This window comes from Thermobacillus xylanilyticus (assembly GCF_907165215.1).
Lineage (GTDB): Bacteria > Bacillota > Bacilli > Paenibacillales > Paenibacillaceae > Thermobacillus > Thermobacillus xylanilyticus.
The window spans coordinates 42,804-64,463 of record NZ_CAJRAY010000005.1; the positions used below are offsets into that span (position 1 = coordinate 42,804).

The following is a 21,660-nucleotide window of genomic DNA, read 5'->3' on the forward strand; positions in this document are numbered from 1 at the left end:
AGTTGGTGCGCGTATGGGCGGATCTGGTGCACAAATGCACCAGATCGGGGCGGTTGGTGCGCGTATGGGCGGATCTGGTGCACAAATGCACCAGATTCTTGCGCATTGCGCAGATCCCCGGGCCGGATCACTTTCGCCTTGTTCCCGGGCTGCAGGAAAAAGGGCGGCAAAAGAGGCGAACCGCCCGCACGGGGACGGAAGGCGGCCGGCCGATCCGGAGCGGGCGGGAAAACGGCGGAAACCCGGTCAAGGCCGCTGCCCGTAAAACGCGCGGACTTTCTCCCAAGCGTTCACCCGGAGATCGATATGGCTGTACTTGTTCACGGCGCTCCCTCCGTTTCCTGTTGAATCCTGCGCAGCGCTTCTTCCCAATGCCGCCGCATCAGTTCCCGGATATAGACGTCATCGAGCATTTCCTGATGGATCGCGACGGTCGTCTTGCCCTGGCTCGCGGGCAGGACATACAGCTGCAGCCGGGACGGACGCTCCCATTCCGGCCGCTTCCAGGTCATGCGCAGCTTGCGGAGCGGCTCGATGACCGTCAGCTTGCCCGTCACGCCTTCCGCGGATGTGAACTCGAATCCTTTCTCCAATCGGAATTCCGGGACGCTGCCGATCCAGAGCTTGCGTCCGCCGGAGGAGAGCATGAAGTTCCATATCCGCTCCTTGCTTGCCGCGAGCGTCCGGCGAACGCCGATCTGCACGCCCGCGTCCTTCGTGACGCCGACCGGCGTGCGGCCCAGCCTTTGCCCGTACAGAACGGCCAGCCATTCGCCCCATTCGTCCGTGAGCCGCCAGGTCTCGCAAATATGATTTTTCATCTGTTCGTGTGACCACATCGGGTCGATGTCCCACTCCAGCCTCGCGATCCACTCCTCCCAGGAGACACCCGTCGCATCCTTGACATCCTGTCTGAAAACGATGCTCGCCACTTCCGCCTTCCCTCCTTCGGCCGGTCATGGCCCCATTATAGAACGACAACACTGACAGGGGCTGTCAGTGTTGAGGTGAACGGCGGGCTGTTCCCGTTTTGCGCTTCATGCCGCGCAGCCTGTTTTTCGTTTCCGCATCGACGCGCAACGATTCGATGATTTTCTGCAGCGCCTTGTTGTAGGTGAAATCATCCAGCGCATTGTCCTTCAAATACGCCATGGTCCGCTCGGGGTTATGGACATAGCAGACCGAGACGGCCCACGCGACGGCCATTTTGACATAGTAGCCCTCGTGCTTGATGCGGTCGAACCTTTGCAGCACGCGGTCGAGGTATTTGTCATCCGCAAAATAGTTGAGCAGCATGACGACGCCGAAACGGATCTCGTATTCCCGGTCGGAGGCCAGATACGGCTGCAGGAACTCCCATACCCGCTGCTTGTGCTCCTCCGCGAACTTCAGCCCGGTGCAGAAACTGTCGCAGACGGACCAGTTGTCGATGCGCGGCACGAATGCGGCCGCATGGCGCAATTTCTCCTCAAGATCGGCTTTGGCATAGCCGATGACCAGCCCCTGCAGCATCGTCTCCTCGAAATAGAGATTGTCGGTGTGCCGGAGATAGGCGCGCCAATCGCCCAAATCGCCTCTCGCGATCGACTTCGCCAGCTTGCGCAGCGCCGGCAGCCGGACGCCCAGGATGCGATCGATGCCGATGTTCGGGATCAGCGACGACGAGAACTTCCGATACTGCTCATCCGCCAATTCCATCAGTTGTGCTCTGATTGTCTGATGATTCACAAAATCCCTCCTGACCGCCATTATAATTGAGTATAGCAATCGAGATACCCGATCAACAATGTGCGGCAGACGTTGACGAAATGACATAAATGACATATCATTGAGACGTGCAACAGTGGAAGAATCAGGCGACAGGAGCAATAAGGAATGAACAGTGATCGGCAACCCCTTTATATGAAAATCCAGGATCACTTCAAGCAGTTGATCCTGAAAGGCGAACTGAAGGAAAACGACAAGATTCCTTCGGAGAAAGAGCTGATGGAGCAGTTCGACGTCAGCCGGATTACCGTCGCCAACGCCCTGATCCAGCTCGCGAAGGACGGCTGGATCTACCGCATTCCGGGCAGGGGCAGCTTCGTCAGCGGCCATATCGACAAGCGGCTGCTGAGCCAGGCCGCCGCGCGGCCGGAATTCGGGCCCGGCTCGTGGTCGTCTTCGGATTCGGAGCGCCAGGTGTCGACGAAAGTCATCGGCCTCATCATGCCGGTGCTGGTCGACTATTTCGCGCTGCGGCTCATCCACGGCATCAACCGGGTGATCGGAGACAGTCCGTACCGGCTGCAGATCGTGCAGACGTTCAACTCGATCGAGCGGGAGAAGGAAGCGATCGCCGACTTCATCGAGAAAGGCGCGGCGGGACTCATCATTTTTCCGAGCGACGCGGAAACGTACAACGAGGACATTCTGGCGCTGAAGCTGAACGGGTATCCGTTCGTGCTCGTCGACCGGTATTTTCAGGGCGTGGAGACGAACGTCGTGCACAGCGACGGCTTCCTGGGCGGGAAGCTGGCCGTCGATTACCTGTGGAGCCTCGGGCACCGGGACATCGCGATCTGCTCGGACTCTCCCCTGTCGACCATTACGGTCGAAGACCGCATCAACGGATATCTGGAAGAACTGAAGAACAAGAAGGCGATGATCAACCCGGCGCTCATCCTGACCGATTTCACCGTCGACTACGACGGGGTGGACACCCGGCATCCGCTGTACCGGTTCGTCAAAAACCGGATGGCCACCGCCTACATCACGCTGAACGGGCGGCTCGGGCTGCACATTCACGCCATCTGCCGGCAAATCGGGCTCCGCGTCCCGGAAGATGTGTCGATCTTAACTTTCGACGACCCGTCTCCCGAGCTGGAGCAGTTCGGCTTCTTCTCGCACATTTCCCAGTCGGAGCACGAGATGGGCGAGAAGGCGGCGCGCATTTTGCTGGATTTGCTCGAATCTCCGCTGGCACAAGAGCCGAAGTATCACAAAATCGTGCTCGAGCCGGTGCTTGTGAAGCGCAGGTCGACCGGCCCGGCGCCAGCGCAATAAAGGCAGCCGCACAACAGCATCGCCGCTTCGCAGGACAGCACTTGCGTCATTCGAGACGCAGGTGCTATTTTTTTTCGTTCGCACGCATCTTGACATAAAAGACATAGTAAAATATATTCAATAATGCAAATATGTCAAAACCTGCGATTGAAGGAGGCGCAATGGGATGGGACATGCGGATCCGCCGGCCGCGACGGCCGCAAAAAGGCGGACGAAGAGGAACAGAGACGGCCTCATAGCCTTCGTCATCCTGGCCCCGATGTTTTTGTTCTGGCTTATCGTTTCGGGTTTTCCCACCCTGTTCGGATTTTTCCTCGGTTTCTTCGACTGGGTGGGGTTGAACGATACGCCGAATTTCATCGGATTCGGCAATTTTGTTCACTTCTTCCAGAACAAGGTGTACACCGACGCGCTGTGGCGATCGATCTGGCTCGGCGGGCTGGTGACCGCCCTTACGCTGCTCGCCGGCTTCGGCGCGGCGCTGCTCATGAATCTCCCGCTGTTCGGCAAAGGGTTCTACCGCTCGATCTGGTACATTCCCGCCATTACGTCCACCGTTGCCACGACCCAGGTGTTCAACATATTCCTCGACACGAACAACGGCGTCATCAACAACGTGCTGAAATCGTTCGGCAAGGAGCCGATCGTGTGGCAGTACTCGGCGGCGTGGGGCATTTTCTGGATCGTGGTGTACTCGGTGTGGAAAGGCGTCGGCGGCGCGGCGCTGATCTGGCTGGCGGGGCTGCAGTCGGTCGACCCGGTGCTGTATGAGGCGGCTGCCATCGACGGCGCGGGCCGATGGGGCAAGCTGCGGTATGTGACGCTGCCGGGATTGAAACCGATTGCAACCTACATCATGATCACGAGCCTGATCGGAGCGATTCAAATCTACGAGCAGGTGCTGTTCATCACGAACGGCGGACCGTACGGACAGACGGAAGTGCTCGTGTTCCGGATTTACCGGGACGGTTTCTGGGACTTCAATCTGGGGATGGCCGGCGCTTCGTCGCTCATCATGGCGGTCATCGTCATCGTGATCGCGGTGCTCTACTACAACTGGTCCACCAAATCGGACAGACGGACGACGATCCCGGTCAAACCGGTCAAGGGAGGGCGATAAACGTTGGCCGAACCGTTCTGGCTGTCGCTTAGAAAACAGTTCACGCCGATCCATCTGCTGGGGCACGCGGTGCTGTTCGGCGTCGGTCTGGTGCTGCTGTATCCGCTCATTTTCATGATTCTGGCCGGATTTTACGACAAGAACGAATTCATGACGACGGTGCTGCGCGTCATCCCGATCCCGGAGGAGCCGACCCTGGCCAACTACCGCGCGCTGATCCTCGGCTCGAAGGACGCCGCCGTCTCGACGTACATGACGAACTCCCTCATCCGCACGGCATACAACACCTTCTGGGCGCTGCTGACGTCCTTCCTGGCCGGCTACGTGTTCGCCCGCCTGAAATTCAAAGGCCGGGAGCAGTTGTTCCTGATCATGCTCGCGACGCAGATGATCCCGGGCACGCTGGCCATCATCCCGACTTACCTGGAATTCGCGCGGTTCCCGTTCGCCGGCGGCAACTACATCTTCACGGGCGGAACCGGCATTCTGAACACTTGGTGGGTGTATCTGATCGGCGGACCGGCCATCAACATCATGGGCACCTTCCTGGTCAAACAGTCGCTGGAGAAAGTGCCGATCGAGCTCGACGAAGCGGCGATCGTGGACGGAGCCGGCACGCTGCGCATCATTTTTCAGATTCTGCTTCCGCTCCAGCTTCCGATCATGGCGTTCATCGCCATCACGACCGCGCTCGGCACGTGGAACGATTTCATCACGCCTTTCTTCTACACGAACAGCGACAAGCTGCAGACGCTGCCGTCAGCCATTACGCGCATCTCCTCGGTCGGCGCGAGTCCGGGAGCGGTCATCAACTATCCGCTCATCATCACGCTGAGCCTCGGGATCACGGTTCCCGCCATGTTGATCTTCTTCTTCTTCCAGAAGTACATCGTGCAGGGGCTGGCCAACACCGGCATCAAGGGGTGACGAGCAAAAAAAGTTTTCAATATGACATATTGGACATATTGAATATGGTGAATCGTTGTGCTATGGTAAGGCTGCATATTTCATCAAAAAATGGAGGGTTGGGCAATGCGTTTCAAACGGGTCTTCATCACCATTCTGGCGCTGCTGCTGGCTCTCGGCATGGCGGCTTGCTCGTCGGGCGGCGGCGGAAATTCGAACGGCGCGGACGGCGGGTCGAACCCATCCGGCGGCGCCGGCGGGGACGCGAATTCCGGGAATTCCGGCGATTCCGGCAATGCCGGCGGGTCCGGATCGGATGGCGCCGTGACGATCATCGTGCTGAATGAAGGCGCGGTCGGCATCGGCGTCGGCGTCGTGTCGGATTTGCTGGTCGAGAAAAAGAAAGGGCTGATGGAAGACGAGACGCTCACGCCGCGGGTGAAGGAGGAAGATTTCAACTACGAACCCGGCAAAACGGTGAACCCGCACTTGTTCGGCTATCTCTATCAACAGATCATCAACGAAAAAATGAAAGAAAAGAACATCGTGCTGAAAACGGAGGACTGGGGCTGGGGCGAGCCGCTGATCCAGAAGCAGACGGCCGGATTCCTGGCGAAGAACATCCCCGACATCATTGTCGGCGAGACGCAGATGCCCGGGTTCGCGCAGCAGGGGCTGCTGGAGCCGTTCCCGGACGACATGGCGGATTACATCCGCGAGAACATCGCGCCGGCGGCCTGGAAGCCGATGGAGTACGACGGCAAAATCTACGGCTTCGCCGCTCAGCCGGGCGTCAGCAGCCTGTTCTGGAACAAGCGGCTCGTGCGGGAAGCCGGGCTTGACCCGGACAAGGCGCCGGAGACGTGGGAAGAATTCGCCGCGAACCTGCGTGCTGTGACGGAAGCCGGAAAAGGCAAGTTCTACGGCGGCGGCGTCTACGCGGGACCGAACTTCGGCGGGTACTTGCGCTTCGGCACGCTGCTCGTGATCAACGGCGGCGGATTCGCGGACGATCAGGGCTATCCGGTGTTCAACAGCGACGCCAACGTGGAGACGGTCACCTTCCTCCGGGAACTGAACGGCTACCATCCGCCCGGCCTGATGGTGAACACGAACGAGGGCACGTATTTCGACGCGTTCAAGAAAGAGCAGATCGCGTATCTGATCGACGGGCCGTGGCGGGCCGCCGAAAGCGCCGCGCTCGGTATCGAGTACGGCATGGCGACGATTCCGCTGTCGCCGGACGGCCAGCCCGGCAACATTACGATCGGCGCCGCGTTCCATGCCGTGCCGAAGGACGCGAAGAACAAGGAAGCCGCTTTCGAATACATCCGGGCAATGTACAGCGAGGAGATCCAGCAGCTCATCGCGGATACCGGCGTCCGCTCGCCGGTGCTGAAGTCGGTCGCTGAAAACGGGGATTATCAGGCGAAGCATCCGGAAATGTACCAGCACTACCTCGCCATGGCGGGCAACGTGCAGGGGCTGCCGACGTTCGCGAAAGAAAACTCGAAAGTATGGCAAATCTTCGGCGACGCGGTGGCCAAGGCCATCATGACGAAAGGCGACGTCAGGCAAATTCTGGATGATGCCCAGAAGAGCGCGGAAACCGCGGTCAAGTAACCGTACCGGAAAATCGCAAGGGATAGGAGTTTTGGGAGCATGCCGTACGAACCGATTCCGAACATGTTGAGTAAAGCGAAGCGGACGATGTCCCGTTTGCACAAGTCCATCTACGAACCCGTATCGGCGCTGACGGTGACGGCCTGGGTGACGAAAGAGCCGGTACCGTTCGAGGATCGGGAAAGCGGCAGGCGGATCCGGCTGCAGCCGGGCGACCAATGGGGAGAGCTTTGGGATTGCGCGTGGTTTCATTTTGAAGGGGTGGTGCCCGATGAGGCGAAAGGCCGCAAGGTCGTGCTGCTCATCGATGTGAACGGCGAACTGTGCCTGGTGGACGGCGAAGGCACGCCCCTTCAGGGCCTGACCAACGTCACCTCCGAGTTCGACTACACGCTCGGCCGCCCCGGCAAGCGGGTCGTCGACGTCAGTCCGGCGGCCCGGGGCGGAGAAGCGATCGATCTGTGGGGAGATGCCGGCTGCAACGATCTGTTCGGCCGCTTCCACGGCGGAACGCTGAAGGAAGCCGTCATCGCCGTATGCCATGAGGACATTCGCAGGCTGTACTACGACTTCGAAGTGCTGGTCGATCTCGCCGAGCAATTGCCGGACACGAGCGCGCGGAAGGCGCAGATCTGCCAGAGCCTGTACGAAGCGTCGAACCTGCTGTCCGTCATCGACGCGGAACGGGCGCGCGAGGCCGCAGGCCGGCTGGCCGCCGAACTGGCCGGCCGCGGCGGCGACCCGGCGCTTACGGTCAGCGCGATCGGACACGCGCACATCGACCTCGCCTGGCTGTGGCCGATCCGCGAGACGATCCGCAAGGGCGCGCGGACGTTCGCCACGGCGTTGCGCAACATGGAGAAGTACCCCGATTACCTGTTCGGCGCCAGCCAGCCGCAGCTGTACCAGTGGATCAAGGAGCGCCATCCGAAGCTGTACGACCAGGTGAAGCGGCGCGTCAAGGAAGGCCGCTGGGAGCCCCAGGGCGCGATGTGGGTGGAACCGGACACGAACCTGTCAGGCGGCGAGGCGCTTGTCCGGCAGATTCTGTACGGCAAGCGGTTCTTCAGGGACGAATTCGGCGTGGACGTCCGGGTGCTCTGGCTGCCGGACGCGTTCGGGTACACGGCCAGCCTGCCGCAGCTCATGAAGAAGTCCGGGGTCGACTACCTGGTCACCCAGAAGCTGTCCTGGAACGTGTACAACACGCATCCGCACCACAGCTTCCACTGGGAAGGGCTCGACGGCAGCCGGGTGCTCGCCCATCTTCCGCCGGAAGACACGTACAACAGCCCGGCCGCGCCGCGCTCGCTCGTCAAGATCGAGCGGAACTACGCGGACAAGAACGTGTCGAAGCACGCGCTCATGCTGTTCGGCATCGGCGACGGCGGCGGCGGTCCCGGCGAGGAGCATCTGGAGCGGCTCGCCCGGGAGCGGAATCTGGCCGGCCTGCCGCCGGTCGTCCAGGAGCCGTCGACCGCGTTCTTCCGGAAGCTCGAGGCCGAGGCGGACCGCTTCCCGTCGTTCCGCGGCGAGCTGTACCTGGAGCGGCATCAGGGCACGCTGACGACGCAGGGGCGGAACAAATGGTACAACCGGAAGATGGAGAAGGCGCTGCGCGAACTGGAATTCGCCGAATCGCTGCTCTGGGCGCTCGGCGGCGAGGCGTATCCCCGCGGGGAACTGGAGACCGTCTGGAAAGAAGTGCTGCTGTACCAGTTCCACGATATTTTGCCCGGCTCTTCGATTACCAGGGTGTACGCGGAATCGCTGGAGCGGTATGAACAGCTGTACGGCAAGGTTCACGGCATGATCCGGGACACGTACGCGCGGCTGGCCGCCCTGACGGGCCGGTCGGGCGAGCCGGTGCTGTTCAACTCCCTTCCCTGGGACCGGAAGGAATGGGTGCGGTGGAACGGCGAGTGGCATCATGTCCACGTGCCGGCGATGGGTAGCCGGACGCTGAAGGAAGCGGCGCAGCCGGGGGACACCCGAGGGCTGGCGGCCGCGGACGGCGTGCTGGAGAACGAGCTGCTCGCGGTCCGGTTCGACGCGGACGGCAGCATCGTCTCGGTGGTTGACAAGCGGACCGGCCGGGAGGCGCTCAAGTCCGGGGAAAAAGCGAACGTCTTGCGCCTCTACCACGACGACGGCGACGCCTGGGATTTCCCGCGGGACTACCGCGAGCATCCGGCCGGCACGATGGAGCTGCGAAGCATGGGCTATGAAGTGGACGGCCCGAGGGCGATCGTCCGGCAGGAATACGCGTACGGCGAAACCCGGCTCACCCAGAACATCGTGCTGACGGCGGGCTCGCCCCTCATCGTCTTCGAGACGGAGGCGGACTGGAAGGAGTCTGGGAAAATGCTGCGGGTGTCGTTCCCGACCGGCATCCACACCGATCATGCGAACTGCGAGATCCAGTTCGGCTACCTGAAGCGGCCGACGACCCGCAATACGATGCTGGAATATGCAAGGGATGAAGTCTGCGCGCATCATTACATCGATCTGTCCCGGCCGGATTACGGCGTGGCGCTGCTCAACGACTGCAAATACGGGCACAGCGCGCTCGGCCATATCCTGGACCTGAATCTGCTCCGCAGCCCGTCGTATCCCGATCCGGAGGCGGACCGGGCCGTGCACCGGTTCACCTATGCGCTGTACCCCCACGAGGGCGATCTGGTTCAGGCCGGCGTCTGGCGCCGGGGCTACGAGCTGAACGTGCCGCTGACGCTGGTGGAACCGCAGGACCCGCAGGATCCGCCGGCTGCCGGCAAGCGCGAACCGGTGCAGCTCGTCCTCGTCGACCATCCGAACGTGATGGTGGAAGCCGTGAAGAAGGCGGAGGACAGCGACCATCTCATCGTCCGGCTGTATGAGACGGCCGGCGCCGCCGCCCGCGCGAAGGTCCGGTTCGGGCTGCCGTGCGTTTCGGTCGAAGAGACGGACCTGATGGAAAATCCGCTCGCCGTTCTGCGCGAGAACGGCCAGGAGATTGAGCTGTCCTTCGCGCCGTTCGAGGTCAAGACGATCCGGGCGGACATTCGCAGATAATGACGGGGGTGCGCGGCCTTCTGGCGAGGCCTTCAGGCGAGGCCGTCCGCCCCGCCGCATTTTCGGAGGTGGATCATGATCGAGCGAAGCCGCGAAGAAGAGCGCACCGGCTTCCAGGAAGGCGGCGCGTACGGGGAAACGTACGATCTGCAGACCGATTTTGTCATGGTGTACGGCATTAATGAATCGATGCCCGAGCGCATCCGCCAGTGGAAGGAGCGGGGCTACCGGGTGCATCTGATGACCGGCGTCTCCTGGGGCGGCTATCAGGATTATCTGAACGGCCAATTCGACGGCCGGGATCACTGGGACGAAGCGCAGACGTACCGTTCCGGAGAGCGCATCATCCACGGCACGTCGGAGGACATCCCCTATATGGTGCCGACGATCGCCTATTCCGACTTTCTGCTTGCGCGCATCCGCCCCGCCGTGGACGCGGGCGTGGACGCGATCCATCTGGAAGAGCCGGAGTTCTGGGTCGAAGGCGGATACTCGGAGGCGTTCAAGCGGGAATGGCGCAATTACTACGGCGAGCCGTGGGTTCCGCCCCACGAGTCGGAGGACGCGCAATACCGCGCCTCGAAGCTGAAGGCGTATCTGTACACGCGCTGCCTCGACCGGCTCTGTTCGGCGCTCAAAGCGTACGCGATGGTCCGGTACAACCGGCCGCTCCGGTTCTACGTGCCGACCCACAGCCTGATCAACTACACGCAGTGGCGCATCGTCAGCCCGGAGTCGAAGCTGCTCGATCTGCCATCGATCGACGGGTACATCGCGCAGATCTGGACGGGCACGTCCCGGACCGCGAACGTGTATGAAGGCCGGCGGGCGGAGCGGACGTTCGAGACGGCGTTTCTCGAATACGGGATCATGCAGGAGCTTGTGCGCGGCACCAGCCGCCGCATGTGGTTCCTGCACGATCCGATCGAGGACGATCCGAAGCGGACGTGGGCGGACTACCGGGATAATTATTTCAAAACGCTGACCGCGTCGCTCCTGCATCCTGGTGTTTCGCATTACGAAGTGGCGCCGTGGCCGAGGAGAATTTTCGAAGGGAAATATCCCCGCGAGGACGGCAGCGGCAAGGAAGGCATTCCGGCGGACTACGCGACGGTGCTGCTTACGATCATGCACACGCTCGGCAACATGGACCAGCCGGATGTGGAATGGTTCGGAAACAGCGCGCCGGTCGGCCTGCTGTACGCCGATTCGGCGATGTACCAGCGGCTGCGCCCGGGGGCCGACACGTCCGGCTTCATGATGAAGTATGACGGCACGAACGCCGTGGAGCTGACGGACGAATACGCGCTGGAGCTGCTGCATTTTTCGCCGTTCTACGGACTCGCGCTGCCGCTCGTGAAGCACGGGCTGCCGGTCCGGCCGTTGCAGCTCGACAATGTGCGGCGTTTCCCCGGCTATCTGGACGATTACCGCGTCCTGATTCTGAGCTACGAGTTCATGAAACCCGAACATCCGGACCTGCATCCCGCCATCGCGCAATGGGTCCGGGACGGCGGCGCGCTCGTGTACGTCGGCGACGACAGCGACCCTTATCACCGGGTCCGGGAATGGTGGAACACCGGGAAGCGCGTCTGGCGCTCGCCGCGTGAGCACCTGTTCGCCTGCCTCGGGCTGGACCCGCAAGGTCCGGAAGGGATCGCGCGGGCGGGCCGCGGGCTTGTGCAATTCGTGCGCGCGCATCCGGCGCGTTTCGCGGAAAGCGCGGCGTCGGCGCGGAAGCTGCGCGACGCGGTGCGGGAAGCGATGGAAGCGCTGGGTGACCCGCAGGTCCGTTGGACGCCGGACAACGCGTTCATGATCCGCCGCGGCCCGTACGTCATCGCGTCGGTGATGGAGGAGTCCGCCCATGACCGTCCGCTGCGGATCGGCGGCACGTACGTCGATCTGTTCGAACCCGATCTGCCCGTCGTGCGGGATGTCGCCGTCGCGCCGGGCCGGCAGGCGCTCCTGTATGATCTGGAGTACCGGGCGGCGGACGGCAGGATCATCGCCGCGTCTTCGCGGATCGAGAGAATCGACGAGGACGACCGGTCGTTAGCTTTCACCGCGAAGGGGCCGCTGGGGGTGCGGGCGGCGGCGCGCATCCGCTGTCCGCACAGGCCGTCGCACGTTGTGCTTGACGCCGGAGAAGGCGGCGAGGCGCTGCCCTTCGACTGGGACGAAGCGACGAAGACGGTGCTGATCCGGTACGACAACCGCCCGGCGGGCGTACGCATTGCCATCTACATTTAAGCGAATGGAGGAGCAATATGGAGACGATGCTTCGCGCGCCTGCCGTGCCGCTGGTCACGGTGGACCCGTATTTCAGCGTCTGGTCCATGGCGGACCGGCTGACCGACGATTTCACCCGGCATTGGACGGGCAAGCGCAACGCCATGACCGGCCTGATCCGCATCGACGGAAGGCCGTTCAGGTTCGCCGGCAAGGTGGAACCGAACGCGGAAAACTACTACACGGAACCGCAGCCGATGACCCAGAAGCGGGTGCAGGTGACGCCGCTCAGCAGCATCTACGAGTTCGAGGAGGCGGGCGTACGGCTGCAAGTGCGGTTCACGACGCCGCTTCTGCTCGACGACCTCGACCTGCTGTCGCGGCCGGCGTCCTATGTGGCGTTCACGGTCGGCTCGGCAGACGGGAAGCCGCACCGCGTGCAGCTCTACTACGATGTCAGCGCGGAATGGTGCGTGGACAACAGCGGCCAGCAGGTCGTCTGGCGCGAGGACGAGGCAGCCGGGCGGCATATTCTGCAGTTCAGCCATCATGAGCAGACGGTGCTGAACCGGTCGGGAGACGACCATCGGATCGACTGGGGGCAGTTCTATCTGGCGGTGGGCAAGTCGCCGGCTGTCCGAACGTATATCGGCCCGGCCGACATCCGGAAGCAGTTCGTGCGCAGCGGGGAAATCGACGGCGCATCCTGCCGGATGGAGATGCCGCAGGCGGTGCGGGACCGGCAGCCGGTGCTCGCCTTCACGTGGGATTGCGGCGAGGTCGGGGCGGAGGCCGTGTCGAACACGGCGGTGCTGGCGTACGACGACATTTATGCGATCGAATATTTCGGCGAGAAGCTCAAGGCTTACTGGAAGCGGAACGGGATGAGCGCGTTTGAGATGATCGCCGCCGCCTTCGACCAATGCGAAGGCATTATGGCGCGGTGCGACGCGTTCGACCGGCGGCTGCTGGAAGACGGCGCCCGGGCGGGGGGCGGCAAGTACGCCGACCTGCTCGCCCTGGCGTACCGGCAGGCGATTGCCGCGCACAAGCTGGTGCTGGACCCGGAAGGCCGCGTCCTGTTCATGTCCAAGGAATGCTTCAGCAACGGCTGCATCGCCACGGTGGACGTGAGCTATCCGTCCACGCCGCTGTTCCTGCTGTACAACCCCGAACTGGTCAAAGGGATGATGCGGCCGATCTTCAAGTACGCGGCAAGCGAGGCGTGGCCGTTCGATTTCGCGCCGCATGACGTCGGGCAATATCCGCTCGCGGGCGGGCAGGTGTACGGGGACAACAAGCTCGAAGGGCAAATGCCGGTGGAGGAATGCGGCAACATGCTGATCATGGCCGCGGCGGTTACGCTGGCGGAAGGGGATGCGCGCTTCGCCGAGGAGCACTGGGGGCTGCTGTCGAAGTGGGCGGAATATTTGCTCAAGCACGGTCTGGACCCCGAAAACCAATTGTGCACGGACGATTTCGCGGGGCACCTCGCGCGCAACGCCAATCTGTCGGTCAAGGCGATCATGGGGCTCGCCGGCTACGCGCTGATGCTGGAGCGGATGGGCCGCGCCATTGACGCGGAGCGCTGGCGCCTGGCGGCCGGCAGCATGGTTGAACGTTGGAAGCAAATGGCGGTCGAAGACGACCACACCCGGCTGGCGTTCGGGGCGGACAACACCTGGAGCCTGAAATACAATCTGGTGTGGGACCAGATCTTCGGCACCCGCCTGTTCGGCGATGAATTGCCGCGGACGGAGACCGCTTGGTATGAAGCCCGGCGCAACCGGTACGGCACGCCGCTCGACAACCGGGCAACGTATACGAAGGCCGACTGGCTGGTGTGGGCGGCGTCCCTGTCGTCCGACCCTTCGGTGTTCGCCCGGTTGATCGAACCGCTGTGGCATATGCTGCACGAGACGCCCGACCGCGTCCCGTTCACGGACTGGTACGACACGGTGACGGCGCGTCAGGTCGGCTTCCAGCACCGCAGCGTCGTCGGCGGCATCTTCATTCAGCTGCTCAAGGCCAAAGGGCTCGGGTAACGAACGGACCGAACACATGGGGGATCCCCTGCCGAGGAGGCGGGGGATTTTTTTCGGCGGGGAAGACCGTTGGCGGATCGGCTGCTCCGAAAGCATCATTTTTTTGGCTAAAACTGTCGAACACCTTGAAAAATATAATTGATATTATCAATATAACAAATAGGGGCAATATGCTGCGGTGAAGAAACGGAATGGTTGTAACCGCTTCCGAACGTAAGCCCGAGCGGGAGGTGACACGGGAACAGGGCGCACCGCGACGGCTCCAACCGATTTCAAGGGGAAAAGGGGATGGCGTGATGTATCGCAGACTCGCTTCCGTCCTGTTGGCAACCGTTCTGGTGCTGACGCTTGCCGTCGGAGGTTCGGCAGCGGCTGCCGGCGCGCCGAACGGTCCGGATGCCATGCCGGGCTCCATCGTCTGGCCGAAATCGCAGGCGCTTCCGAGTTTTGCGAAAGTGAAGCGGCTCGACGTGGCGGACGTTTTCGATGCACCGGGCGACGCCAAGCTGGTCCTGTCCACGCTGCAAGGGATCGTCAACCGCAAGCAGCCGCGCATTTATTTGATCGAAAGCGAAGAGGAAGGCAAATACACCTGGTTGAACGATCTGAACGTGCCCTACACCGTGCATGAAGACTATTGGGAGATCGTCAAAAAGTACAAGAACGAAGTGAAAGGCGTCATCGTGTACGATCCCGCCGTGCCGGATTCGATCAACGTCGCGACGACGCTGGCGGGGATCCGGGACGCGGTGGCGGCAAGCCCGGATTATGCCGAGATGCTGGCCGCCGCGCCCTACAATCTGCCGGTGCTGGAAGACTTGCGGGGAAGATTCGCGAATCGCCTCGACGCTTACACCTGGCAGTTTGAAAATCTGTGGAGCCAGACGACGCACCGCATGCTCATCGGTCTGAGCCCCGACAAACAGATCCGGATTCCGCCGGGGCTGCCGGAAGGCTTCCGGGTCATCGCCGAAGAGCCGACGCAGGAGCGCGGCGCTGCCAACCGCCAGGTGTACGCGCTCGACCTGACCGAGTTTCTGGGAGAAGAATCCGTCTACCTTCGCTTTGACGACGCGTTCCCGCAGGACGGTTGGGGCCCCGCCGTCCATGAAGTGAGGGTGGAAGCGGACGGGCAGGTGATCGCCCATTTCATCGCCGGCACGCCGGAAGAAGAGCTGTTCCTGTACGACCGCAACAACTCCCAGCTTTCGCCCGGCTCCGGCGGTCACCGGTTCGCCGACAACGGCCGCTACTTCGTCTACCGGTTCACGCCGCCGGAAGGCACGCAGCAGCTGGTCGCCCATGTGGACATGTGGAACCAGTTCAAAGTGTCCGCCGGCAACAAGCAGCCGCTGAATTCGGAGCAGAAAGAGCCGTACGGCTTCCTGCGCGACTACGCGGTGGCGAACCGGGCGATGGTCTTCTGGCTCGAATCGAACGTAACGGAAGAGCGGGCGCTGTTCGAGCGGATTCTGGCCGCGGTCGAACCGGGAACGCCTTACCTTGGGTGGTTCAGCAATGACGTGGCCGGGGAATTTACCGGCGTCGAGATTACGTCCAGCTACGGCGTGTATGTGCTGGCCGCCGACTGGTTCAGCAACATGACGGTGTTCTCCGGCACGAAGCTCACCGCGCCCGCGCCGAAGCAAAAAGCGAAGGCGCCCGAGCTGGAAAACAAAATCTATGTGACCTACGTGTACAGCGAAGGCGACAACCTGCAGTACAACCAGCACCGGATGCGCGTCCTGTGGGACGATCCGAACCGCGGCAAAGTGCCGATCAACTGGACGTCGAATCCGCTGCTGTACGACGCGGCGCCGGCATTTCTGGACTACTATTTCCGCACGGCGACGCCGAACGACCAGATCATCGCCGGGCCGTCCGGTGCGGGATACTTCTATCCCAACGTATGGCCGGACAACTCGTTCCCGACGTTCCTGAGAGAAACGTATCCGTACCTGCAGAAGACGGGGATGACGATTCCGTACGTGCTGAACCGCATCAGCGGCGACAACGTCCCGCTCAGCGATCGGAAAGCGGACGCCTACAAGGAGAAGTATCATGTCCCGGGGCTGTTCCTCAGCTGGGAAGGCCGGCACGGCGTGGAAGTACTCGATAACGGCATGCCGGTATCGATCGTTCACGGCATCAGCACGGTGCAGGACGGCAAGAACGTGCTGGAAGCGGCCAAGGCGAACTGGGACGGACAGTCCCCGCTGTTCGTGTCGCTCGGCATTCTGGCGTGGAGCATGACGCCGACGGATATACTCGAGCTGAACCGTTCGCTCGGGCCGGAATTCGAAACCGTGCGGGCCGATCAATATTTCGAGCTGGTCCGGAAAGCGTACGGGCTTCGTCCGTAAAGACCTGAAGCTGTGCTATAATGAGGGAACTCGCTTGTTCGGTTGCGGGTTCCCTTTTCCCATGATGACTGTTGAAGGAGAGAGGCGGGGCATGCACTTGATCGAACAATGGAAAGCGAAGGCGGACGGCGCCGTCCGGGTCATCGCTTTCGGCTCCAGCAACACGGAGGTGACCCTGGAGAACGCGGGCCGGCACAATTGGGTCGACTGGCTGAGCATTCAACTGCGGCTGCATGTCGGCCGGCACGTGCATGTAATCAACCAGGGCATCAGCGGCGACACGGCGGCGATGCTGCTTGCGCGGATCGACCGGGACGTCGTCTCGTACCGGCCCGATGTTGTCATCGTCACGATCGGCGGCAACGACGCGGGTCAAGGCGTGCCGCCTGCGGTCTATGCCGGCCAAATTCGCGAGATCTGCCGGATCTTGCAGGCAAGCGGGGCGGTGCCGATATTGCAAACCTATTACTGCCCGCTGTATCACGAAGCCGGCGACGGCTACGCCGCCCTGTTCGAGGCGAATATGCAGGCGAAGCGCGAGATTGCGGAAGAACTGGGGCTCGTGCTGATCGACCAGTACCGCCGGTTCGAACCGCTGTACCGCCGGTATCCGGACGATTACGCGAAGCTGATGCGCGACTGGCTCCATCTGAACCCGCTGGGCAACCTGCTGATGGCGCAGAACCTTTGCGACCGGCTCGGCCTGCCGCCGATTCCGGCGCCGCAGGATCTGTCCCGGGAAGCCGAAGCGATGCTCGCCCGAATGGACGAATGCGCGCCGCGGCTCCGTCCGTAACCCGGGCCGCGCAAGCAGCGTCCCGTAACGGCGGGTCCGGCGCGCTTCCTCCGGCCGCCGGGGGCGGCTGCGGGGGCTGTGGTGCAAAAATGCACCACATTGCCGCCATCGGGGGTGACGGCGGCCCATCTGGTGCAAAAATGCACCACATATGGCCCGAAACCCCCCGGATTGGCTGTATATGGTGCGTATTTGCACCAGATTTTGCAAGACGGCTTCGAACTGCCCTGAATCTGGTGCATGATTGCACCAAATTCGCCATGTTCATCAGATTTCACCCGAACGTGGTGCATATTTGCACCAGATTGGATTTCGAACGCCTGAACCGGATCGTCACCCGCGACGCCGCATCACCAGACGGCTCCGTCTTCGAGCGACCGGACCGGTTCATAGCGCGTGACCCTGCCGCTTGCGCCGCAAGCGATCGGCCGCAATTTCCCTTTGAAGCACAACTGTTTGAGCACCTTCAACGCTGTGCGTTTATTGATGGACAGCTCGCGGACCAGGTCAATCGGCCGGATCGGTCCGCCCGCACGCATGGCGAACCGCAGCGCTTCGCGCTCGACGAGCGGGTACGGATCAGATGGACCGGCCGTCATGCACGGCGCCATCAAGGATTTGATCAGGAATCGCGTAACTTCCGGGCTCTCTTCCAGGTCGTCGTACGGGATGGACACGACGCGGTAACCGAGCGTTTGCAGGAACGTTTCCCGGTTCAGTTCACGGCGGTAGCGGGTCCGGTCGGCATGCTGCACATGGGGGCCGTACCCTTTGATCTCGAAGGCGAATCGCAGCTGTCCCCGAATCCAGACAAAGTCGACGAAATAGGGATGTCCTCTCCAATCGATGACCTCATATTCAGGATGCAGATCGTCGAAATGTCCGAAAATCGGCCACCATACGCGTTCCAGAAACAGACGTTCGCCGTGGCCATGCCCCCGCTGCAGGCGGCTTCTTCTCTCCCCGGTTCTCCGTTTCAAATGAGCATTCAACCATTGCGCATGCATGTCTTCGAATCCCATCCAGACTCCCCCGTCACCGCGGCTTGCAAAAAGCAAAACCCCGAACTCCCTGATCGGCAGGGGAGTTCGGGGCGTGCTTCGCCGCAATTTTCCTTTATCTTACAAACGGGCTCAAGTTTCGTCAAGAGCACCTGGTCACGCCCGGGCCATTGCCTTCGCTTTGTTCGTCAAGAGCAAGGCGGGTACGGCCATCGCCGCGGTCAGCACGGTGGCGACAAGAAAGCCGGTGTGATAGGCGGCGGCTTCATGCGGGAGATCGGGAACGGCTTGCCGCAACTGCAGCGCCACGACCGTTGCCAGTACGGCGGAACCGAAGGCGCCGCCGATATTCTGGATAATGCGCGTGGCGACGCTCGCTTGCGGGACCTGATGGCCGGCGAGCCCCGTATAGGAATCCGTCATCACCGGAATCGTGATACCGCCGACGCCGATTCCCCGAATGAACAGCGCAAGGCCGATCTGCCAATAAGGAACGTCCGGCGGGAAAAGAATGAACGGAACGGTTCCCGCGACCGTAATCGCCGTGGCGGCCAGGACGATAATCCGGGCTCCGATTCTGTCGGTGAGCGTCCCGATCACGGGTCTTGCGAGCAGCATGCCCGCGCCTTGCGGAATGAGCGATAGCGCGGCGAGAATGACGGAGTCATGCCGTACATTTTGAAAGTACAAAGGCAGCAGCAGCATGGCGCCGTTCGTCCCGAAGCCGGCCAGGAACAAGGCGATGACGGACCCGGTGAAGCTTCTGTATCGGAACAGGCCGAGGGGCACGATGACGGCCGAGGAACGGACTTGGGCGTAGACGACATAGGCGATCGTCAAGATAACGCCCAGCGCGATAAAGCCGATCGAAGCTCCGCCGCCAAAACCGTCGCCTTCCGTCCCCCGCGAGATCCCGTAGATGAAACTGGCGGAAAGTCCGCCCAGCAGCAGAATGCCGATCCAATCCAGTGCAGCGCGTCTGTTGGTGGCGGGAAATCGCGGCATTTTCATGTAAATCAAAGCCAGGGCGATGATTCCGATCGGGACGTTGATGTAGAAAATCCAGCGCCACGAGACATACTCCACGAGCAGACCGCCGGCGACCGGACCGAGGATGGGGCCGAGAATGATGGGCAGGCCCACGATGGCCATCAAACGCCCCATTTGATCCTGTCCCGCGGCTTGAACAAGCAGCGTGGTCAGCAGAGGGATGATCAGCCTCGCGGCGAACCCTTGCACAATGCGGAACGCAATCAGGCTTTCGATGTTCCAGGCCAACCCCGCCAGCAGGGAACTGAGCAGGAACAGCAGCTCCGCGATGAAATATACGGCTTTGCCCTCAAACCGCTGGACCAGCCAGCCGGAGAAAGGGACGGCGATGGCCAGGGCCAGCACATAGCCGGTCATGACCCATTGCACCGTCTCCAGTGAAGCATGAAAATCCCGGCTGAAATGATTCACCGCGATGTTCACCATGGTGGTGTCCAGCATGGGGGCAACCGCTCCAAACACCAGCACCAGCGCGACGCGGACCAGTTCCTTCGGCAGTGTTCCGTCGGTTTGCTTCACTTGCGTCCACTCCTCAATTAAGGTACATGATGTATCTTATTTCCGGAATGAAGTATACACGCTTTTCGAATAAGGTGCAACATGTATCTTATATGTTGTATAATGATTGCAGCATCTTTCGGGAGGAAAAGCCTTTGAAATCGGAACGCAGGCGGGGAGAGGAACTGGAAAAGGCGATTCTGGACGCTGCGTACGAAATCATCGAAACATCGGGGTACGAGGAAATGACCTTTCAACGCGTCGCCCGACAGGCGCAAACCAGCCGAACGGTCATTTACCGCCGGTACGAAACACCCGTTGATTTGCTGCATGCCCTGGTCCTGTACAGGTCCACCCGGGCGATGGGCGGCAGAATGATCGACTTGTTCCGGGACCAGGGAAGTCTTCGCGCCGATTTGCTTGAGGTCGTCGGCATCTACCAGCGGTTTTTCGACGCTGTCGGGCAGAAGCTGATGAGCGCCGTGATGACCGAATTCAGCCGAAATTATGAACGGTTCCGGGACTGGTTCGAACGGGCGCTCGACAGCAATGTGAGGATGATGAAGATCGTAGAAGCAAATGCCAAGCGGCGCGGAGAAATTACTCATGATTTTACCGAGATGCAAATGCGTCTCCCCTTCGATCTTTTGCGTATCGAAAATGTGATCCGCCACGAGAGAGTCACTGCGGCGTATTTGACCCGTCTGGTGGATGAGGTGCTGCTGCCGGTGTTCTCCAAGAAACATTAAGCTGCCCGACGGAGGTGAAGGCGGATGGACAACCTGGTTGAACTGGCGACACCGTTTGTCATGTCGGTCTGCATCTTCTGTTCCATTGTGATGCTGACATTCGCAAGGCCGCATTCCGTTCCGGAGCTGTACGCCTGCCGCCGTGAGGCTGACGCCGGTGCAACCCTGTTGTCCGTCTGCCGCAACACCGCGATCAACCCGATCCGGCGGTGGATTGCGGGTAAAGCGCAGCGGAAGGAAGCGCCGGGTGATGAAGAAGACACGGGTTGTCCGCTCCTGCACATCACCAAGAAACGAATTCGGGAGGGCAACCGTGAAAAAAAATTCGAAGCATCCTTGGCTCAAGCCGGCCGTCATCGCGCTCTTTGCCGCAGTGCTGCCCTTTGCGCTCGGCGGGTGTTCGGCGTCGGGATACAACGCGCCGATTGACGCGAATACCCCGGGCGTGTGGAACCATTATTTCGTCTATCCCTTCTCGTTTCTGATCATCTATTTCGCCAACCTGTTCAACGGCGATTACGGGCTGTCGATCATCTTAATGACGTTCATCATCCGCACGGCGATCATGCCCCTGATGCTGAACCAGACGAAGAAGCAGCTCGCGATGCGCAAGAAGATGGAGGCCATCCAACCGGAGCTGCAGGCGCTGAAGGACAAGTACAAGAACGACAAGAGCCCCGAGGCGGCGAAAAAGATGCAGCTGGAAACGATGCAGATTTATCAGAAGCACCAGTTCAATCCGCTCAACATCGGCTGCCTGCCGCTGCTCTTGCAGTTGCCCATTACGCTCGGCTTTTATTACGCGATCCGCCGCACGCCGGAAATCGCCGAACATGATTTTCTGTGGTTCAGCCTGGGGAAACCCGACATGATCCTGCCGGTGATTGCCGCTGCCGTGTATTATTTCCAGTTTCGCGTGTCTCAATCGTTCAGCATGTCGGCGCAGCAGGGAGAGAACAAGCCATTTGCCGTGCTCGGGCTTCTGTCGCCGATCATGATGGGGATATTTTCGTTTGCGATGCCCGCGGCGCTGCCTTTATACTGGGCGGTCGGCGGCATCTACATCATTCTGCAGACGCTCGTGTTCAAAAAAATGTTCGCTTCTGACCGAAAGTCCGCGTGACAACGCAAAAACGGATGCAACCTCCGCTGATGGAAGGTGCATCCGTTTTGGCGTC

At 61.3% G+C, this 21,660-nt stretch carries 16 protein-coding genes; 12 read left to right on the forward strand and 4 right to left on the reverse strand.

Features of this window, described 5'->3' with window-relative positions; all coding sequences use genetic code 11:
- Nucleotides 1-320 precede the first annotated feature (320 nt).
- Entirely contained in the window at nt 321-932 is a 612-nt protein-coding gene (locus KJQ12_RS01150; protein WP_213483134.1) for an SRPBCC domain-containing protein, read from the reverse strand.
- A gap of 64 nt (nt 933-996) precedes the next feature.
- Nucleotides 997-1,728 carry a DNA alkylation repair protein gene (locus KJQ12_RS01155; protein ID WP_280529237.1) on the reverse strand — a complete coding sequence of 244 codons (732 nt, stop codon included), beginning with the start codon at nt 1,726-1,728 and terminating at the stop codon, nt 997-999.
- A gap of 147 nt (nt 1,729-1,875) precedes the next feature.
- On the opposite strand from KJQ12_RS01155, the gene KJQ12_RS01160 reads away from it, so the two are divergent.
- From KJQ12_RS01160 to KJQ12_RS01200, 9 genes are all read left to right on the forward strand, one after another.
- On the forward strand, nt 1,876-3,045 hold the full coding sequence (locus KJQ12_RS01160; protein ID WP_213483136.1) for a GntR family transcriptional regulator: 1,170 nt from the start codon (nt 1,876-1,878) through the stop codon (nt 3,043-3,045).
- A gap of 166 nt (nt 3,046-3,211) precedes the next feature.
- Nucleotides 3,212-4,165, forward strand: coding sequence for a carbohydrate ABC transporter permease (locus KJQ12_RS01165; RefSeq protein WP_213483137.1), 954 nt, complete (start codon nt 3,212-3,214; stop codon nt 4,163-4,165).
- 3 nt (nt 4,166-4,168) lie between these two features.
- Nucleotides 4,169-5,092 carry a carbohydrate ABC transporter permease gene (locus KJQ12_RS01170; protein ID WP_213483138.1) on the forward strand — a complete coding sequence of 308 codons (924 nt, stop codon included), beginning with the start codon at nt 4,169-4,171 and terminating at the stop codon, nt 5,090-5,092.
- 105 nt (nt 5,093-5,197) lie between these two features.
- Nucleotides 5,198-6,694: an extracellular solute-binding protein gene (locus tag KJQ12_RS01175; RefSeq protein ID WP_213483139.1), complete on the forward strand. Its 1,497-nt coding sequence runs from the start codon at nt 5,198-5,200 to the stop codon at nt 6,692-6,694.
- Between the two features lie 39 nt (nt 6,695-6,733).
- A complete protein-coding gene (locus tag KJQ12_RS01180) occupies nt 6,734-9,748 on the forward strand; it encodes an alpha-mannosidase (protein ID WP_213483140.1) in 3,015 nt (1,004 codons plus the stop codon).
- 75 nt (nt 9,749-9,823) lie between these two features.
- Nucleotides 9,824-12,001 (forward strand): hypothetical protein, encoded by a 2,178-nt coding sequence (locus KJQ12_RS01185; protein ID WP_213483141.1) that lies wholly within the window; start codon nt 9,824-9,826, stop codon nt 11,999-12,001.
- 17 nt (nt 12,002-12,018) lie between these two features.
- Nucleotides 12,019-14,025: a glutaminase family protein gene (locus KJQ12_RS01190; RefSeq protein WP_213483142.1), complete on the forward strand. Its 2,007-nt coding sequence runs from the start codon at nt 12,019-12,021 to the stop codon at nt 14,023-14,025.
- A 296-nt stretch (nt 14,026-14,321) separates the two neighbouring features.
- The gene (locus KJQ12_RS01195) at nt 14,322-16,388 is read left to right on the forward strand and encodes a GxGYxYP domain-containing protein (protein ID WP_213483143.1); all 2,067 of its coding nucleotides are present in this window, start codon (nt 14,322-14,324) and stop codon (nt 16,386-16,388) included.
- A 91-nt stretch (nt 16,389-16,479) separates the two neighbouring features.
- Nucleotides 16,480-17,184, forward strand: coding sequence for an SGNH/GDSL hydrolase family protein (locus KJQ12_RS01200; protein WP_213483144.1), 705 nt, complete (start codon nt 16,480-16,482; stop codon nt 17,182-17,184).
- A 350-nt stretch (nt 17,185-17,534) separates the two neighbouring features.
- Here the strand turns inward: KJQ12_RS01200 and KJQ12_RS01205 are convergent, their stop codons facing one another.
- On the reverse strand, nt 17,535-18,206 hold the full coding sequence (locus tag KJQ12_RS01205; protein WP_213483145.1) for a PDDEXK family nuclease: 672 nt from the start codon (nt 18,204-18,206) through the stop codon (nt 17,535-17,537).
- Nucleotides 18,207-18,341: 135 nt separating this feature from the next.
- Complete coding sequence (locus KJQ12_RS01210; protein ID WP_244860343.1) at nt 18,342-19,754, reverse strand: MDR family MFS transporter; 1,413 nt, start codon at nt 19,752-19,754, stop codon at nt 18,342-18,344.
- 134 nt (nt 19,755-19,888) lie between these two features.
- On the opposite strand from KJQ12_RS01210, the gene KJQ12_RS01215 reads away from it, so the two are divergent.
- The 3 genes from KJQ12_RS01215 to yidC are packed head-to-tail and all read left to right on the forward strand — an operon-like array spanning nt 19,889 to nt 21,605.
- A complete protein-coding gene (locus KJQ12_RS01215) occupies nt 19,889-20,482 on the forward strand; it encodes a TetR/AcrR family transcriptional regulator (protein WP_213483146.1) in 594 nt (197 codons plus the stop codon).
- 24 nt (nt 20,483-20,506) lie between these two features.
- Nucleotides 20,507-20,911: a hypothetical protein gene (locus KJQ12_RS19475; protein ID WP_244860346.1), complete on the forward strand. Its 405-nt coding sequence runs from the start codon at nt 20,507-20,509 to the stop codon at nt 20,909-20,911.
- Complete coding sequence (gene yidC / locus KJQ12_RS01220) at nt 20,796-21,605, forward strand: membrane protein insertase YidC (protein ID WP_244860349.1); 810 nt, start codon at nt 20,796-20,798, stop codon at nt 21,603-21,605. Before KJQ12_RS19475 ends, yidC begins: the two co-directional genes overlap by 116 nt.
- Nucleotides 21,606-21,660: the final 55 nt, after the last annotated feature.

What these genes read in the sequence shown, in the direction of transcription:
- KJQ12_RS01205 (WP_213483145.1), bottom strand. Translation starts at nt 18,206, where the DNA reads ATGGGATTCGAAGACATGCATGCGCAATGGTTGAATGCTCATTTGAAA.
- KJQ12_RS19475 (WP_244860346.1), top strand. Translation starts at nt 20,507, where the DNA reads ATGGACAACCTGGTTGAACTGGCGACACCGTTTGTCATGTCGGTCTGC.
- KJQ12_RS01195 (WP_213483143.1), top strand. Translation starts at nt 14,322, where the DNA reads ATGTATCGCAGACTCGCTTCCGTCCTGTTGGCAACCGTTCTGGTGCTG.
- KJQ12_RS01190 (WP_213483142.1), top strand. Translation starts at nt 12,019, where the DNA reads ATGGAGACGATGCTTCGCGCGCCTGCCGTGCCGCTGGTCACGGTGGAC.
- KJQ12_RS01175 (WP_213483139.1), top strand. Translation starts at nt 5,198, where the DNA reads ATGCGTTTCAAACGGGTCTTCATCACCATTCTGGCGCTGCTGCTGGCT.
- KJQ12_RS01165 (WP_213483137.1), top strand. Translation starts at nt 3,212, where the DNA reads ATGGGACATGCGGATCCGCCGGCCGCGACGGCCGCAAAAAGGCGGACG.
- KJQ12_RS01185 (WP_213483141.1), top strand. Translation starts at nt 9,824, where the DNA reads ATGATCGAGCGAAGCCGCGAAGAAGAGCGCACCGGCTTCCAGGAAGGC.
- KJQ12_RS01160 (WP_213483136.1), top strand. Translation starts at nt 1,876, where the DNA reads ATGAACAGTGATCGGCAACCCCTTTATATGAAAATCCAGGATCACTTC.
- KJQ12_RS01200 (WP_213483144.1), top strand. Translation starts at nt 16,480, where the DNA reads ATGCACTTGATCGAACAATGGAAAGCGAAGGCGGACGGCGCCGTCCGG.
- KJQ12_RS01180 (WP_213483140.1), top strand. Translation starts at nt 6,734, where the DNA reads ATGCCGTACGAACCGATTCCGAACATGTTGAGTAAAGCGAAGCGGACG.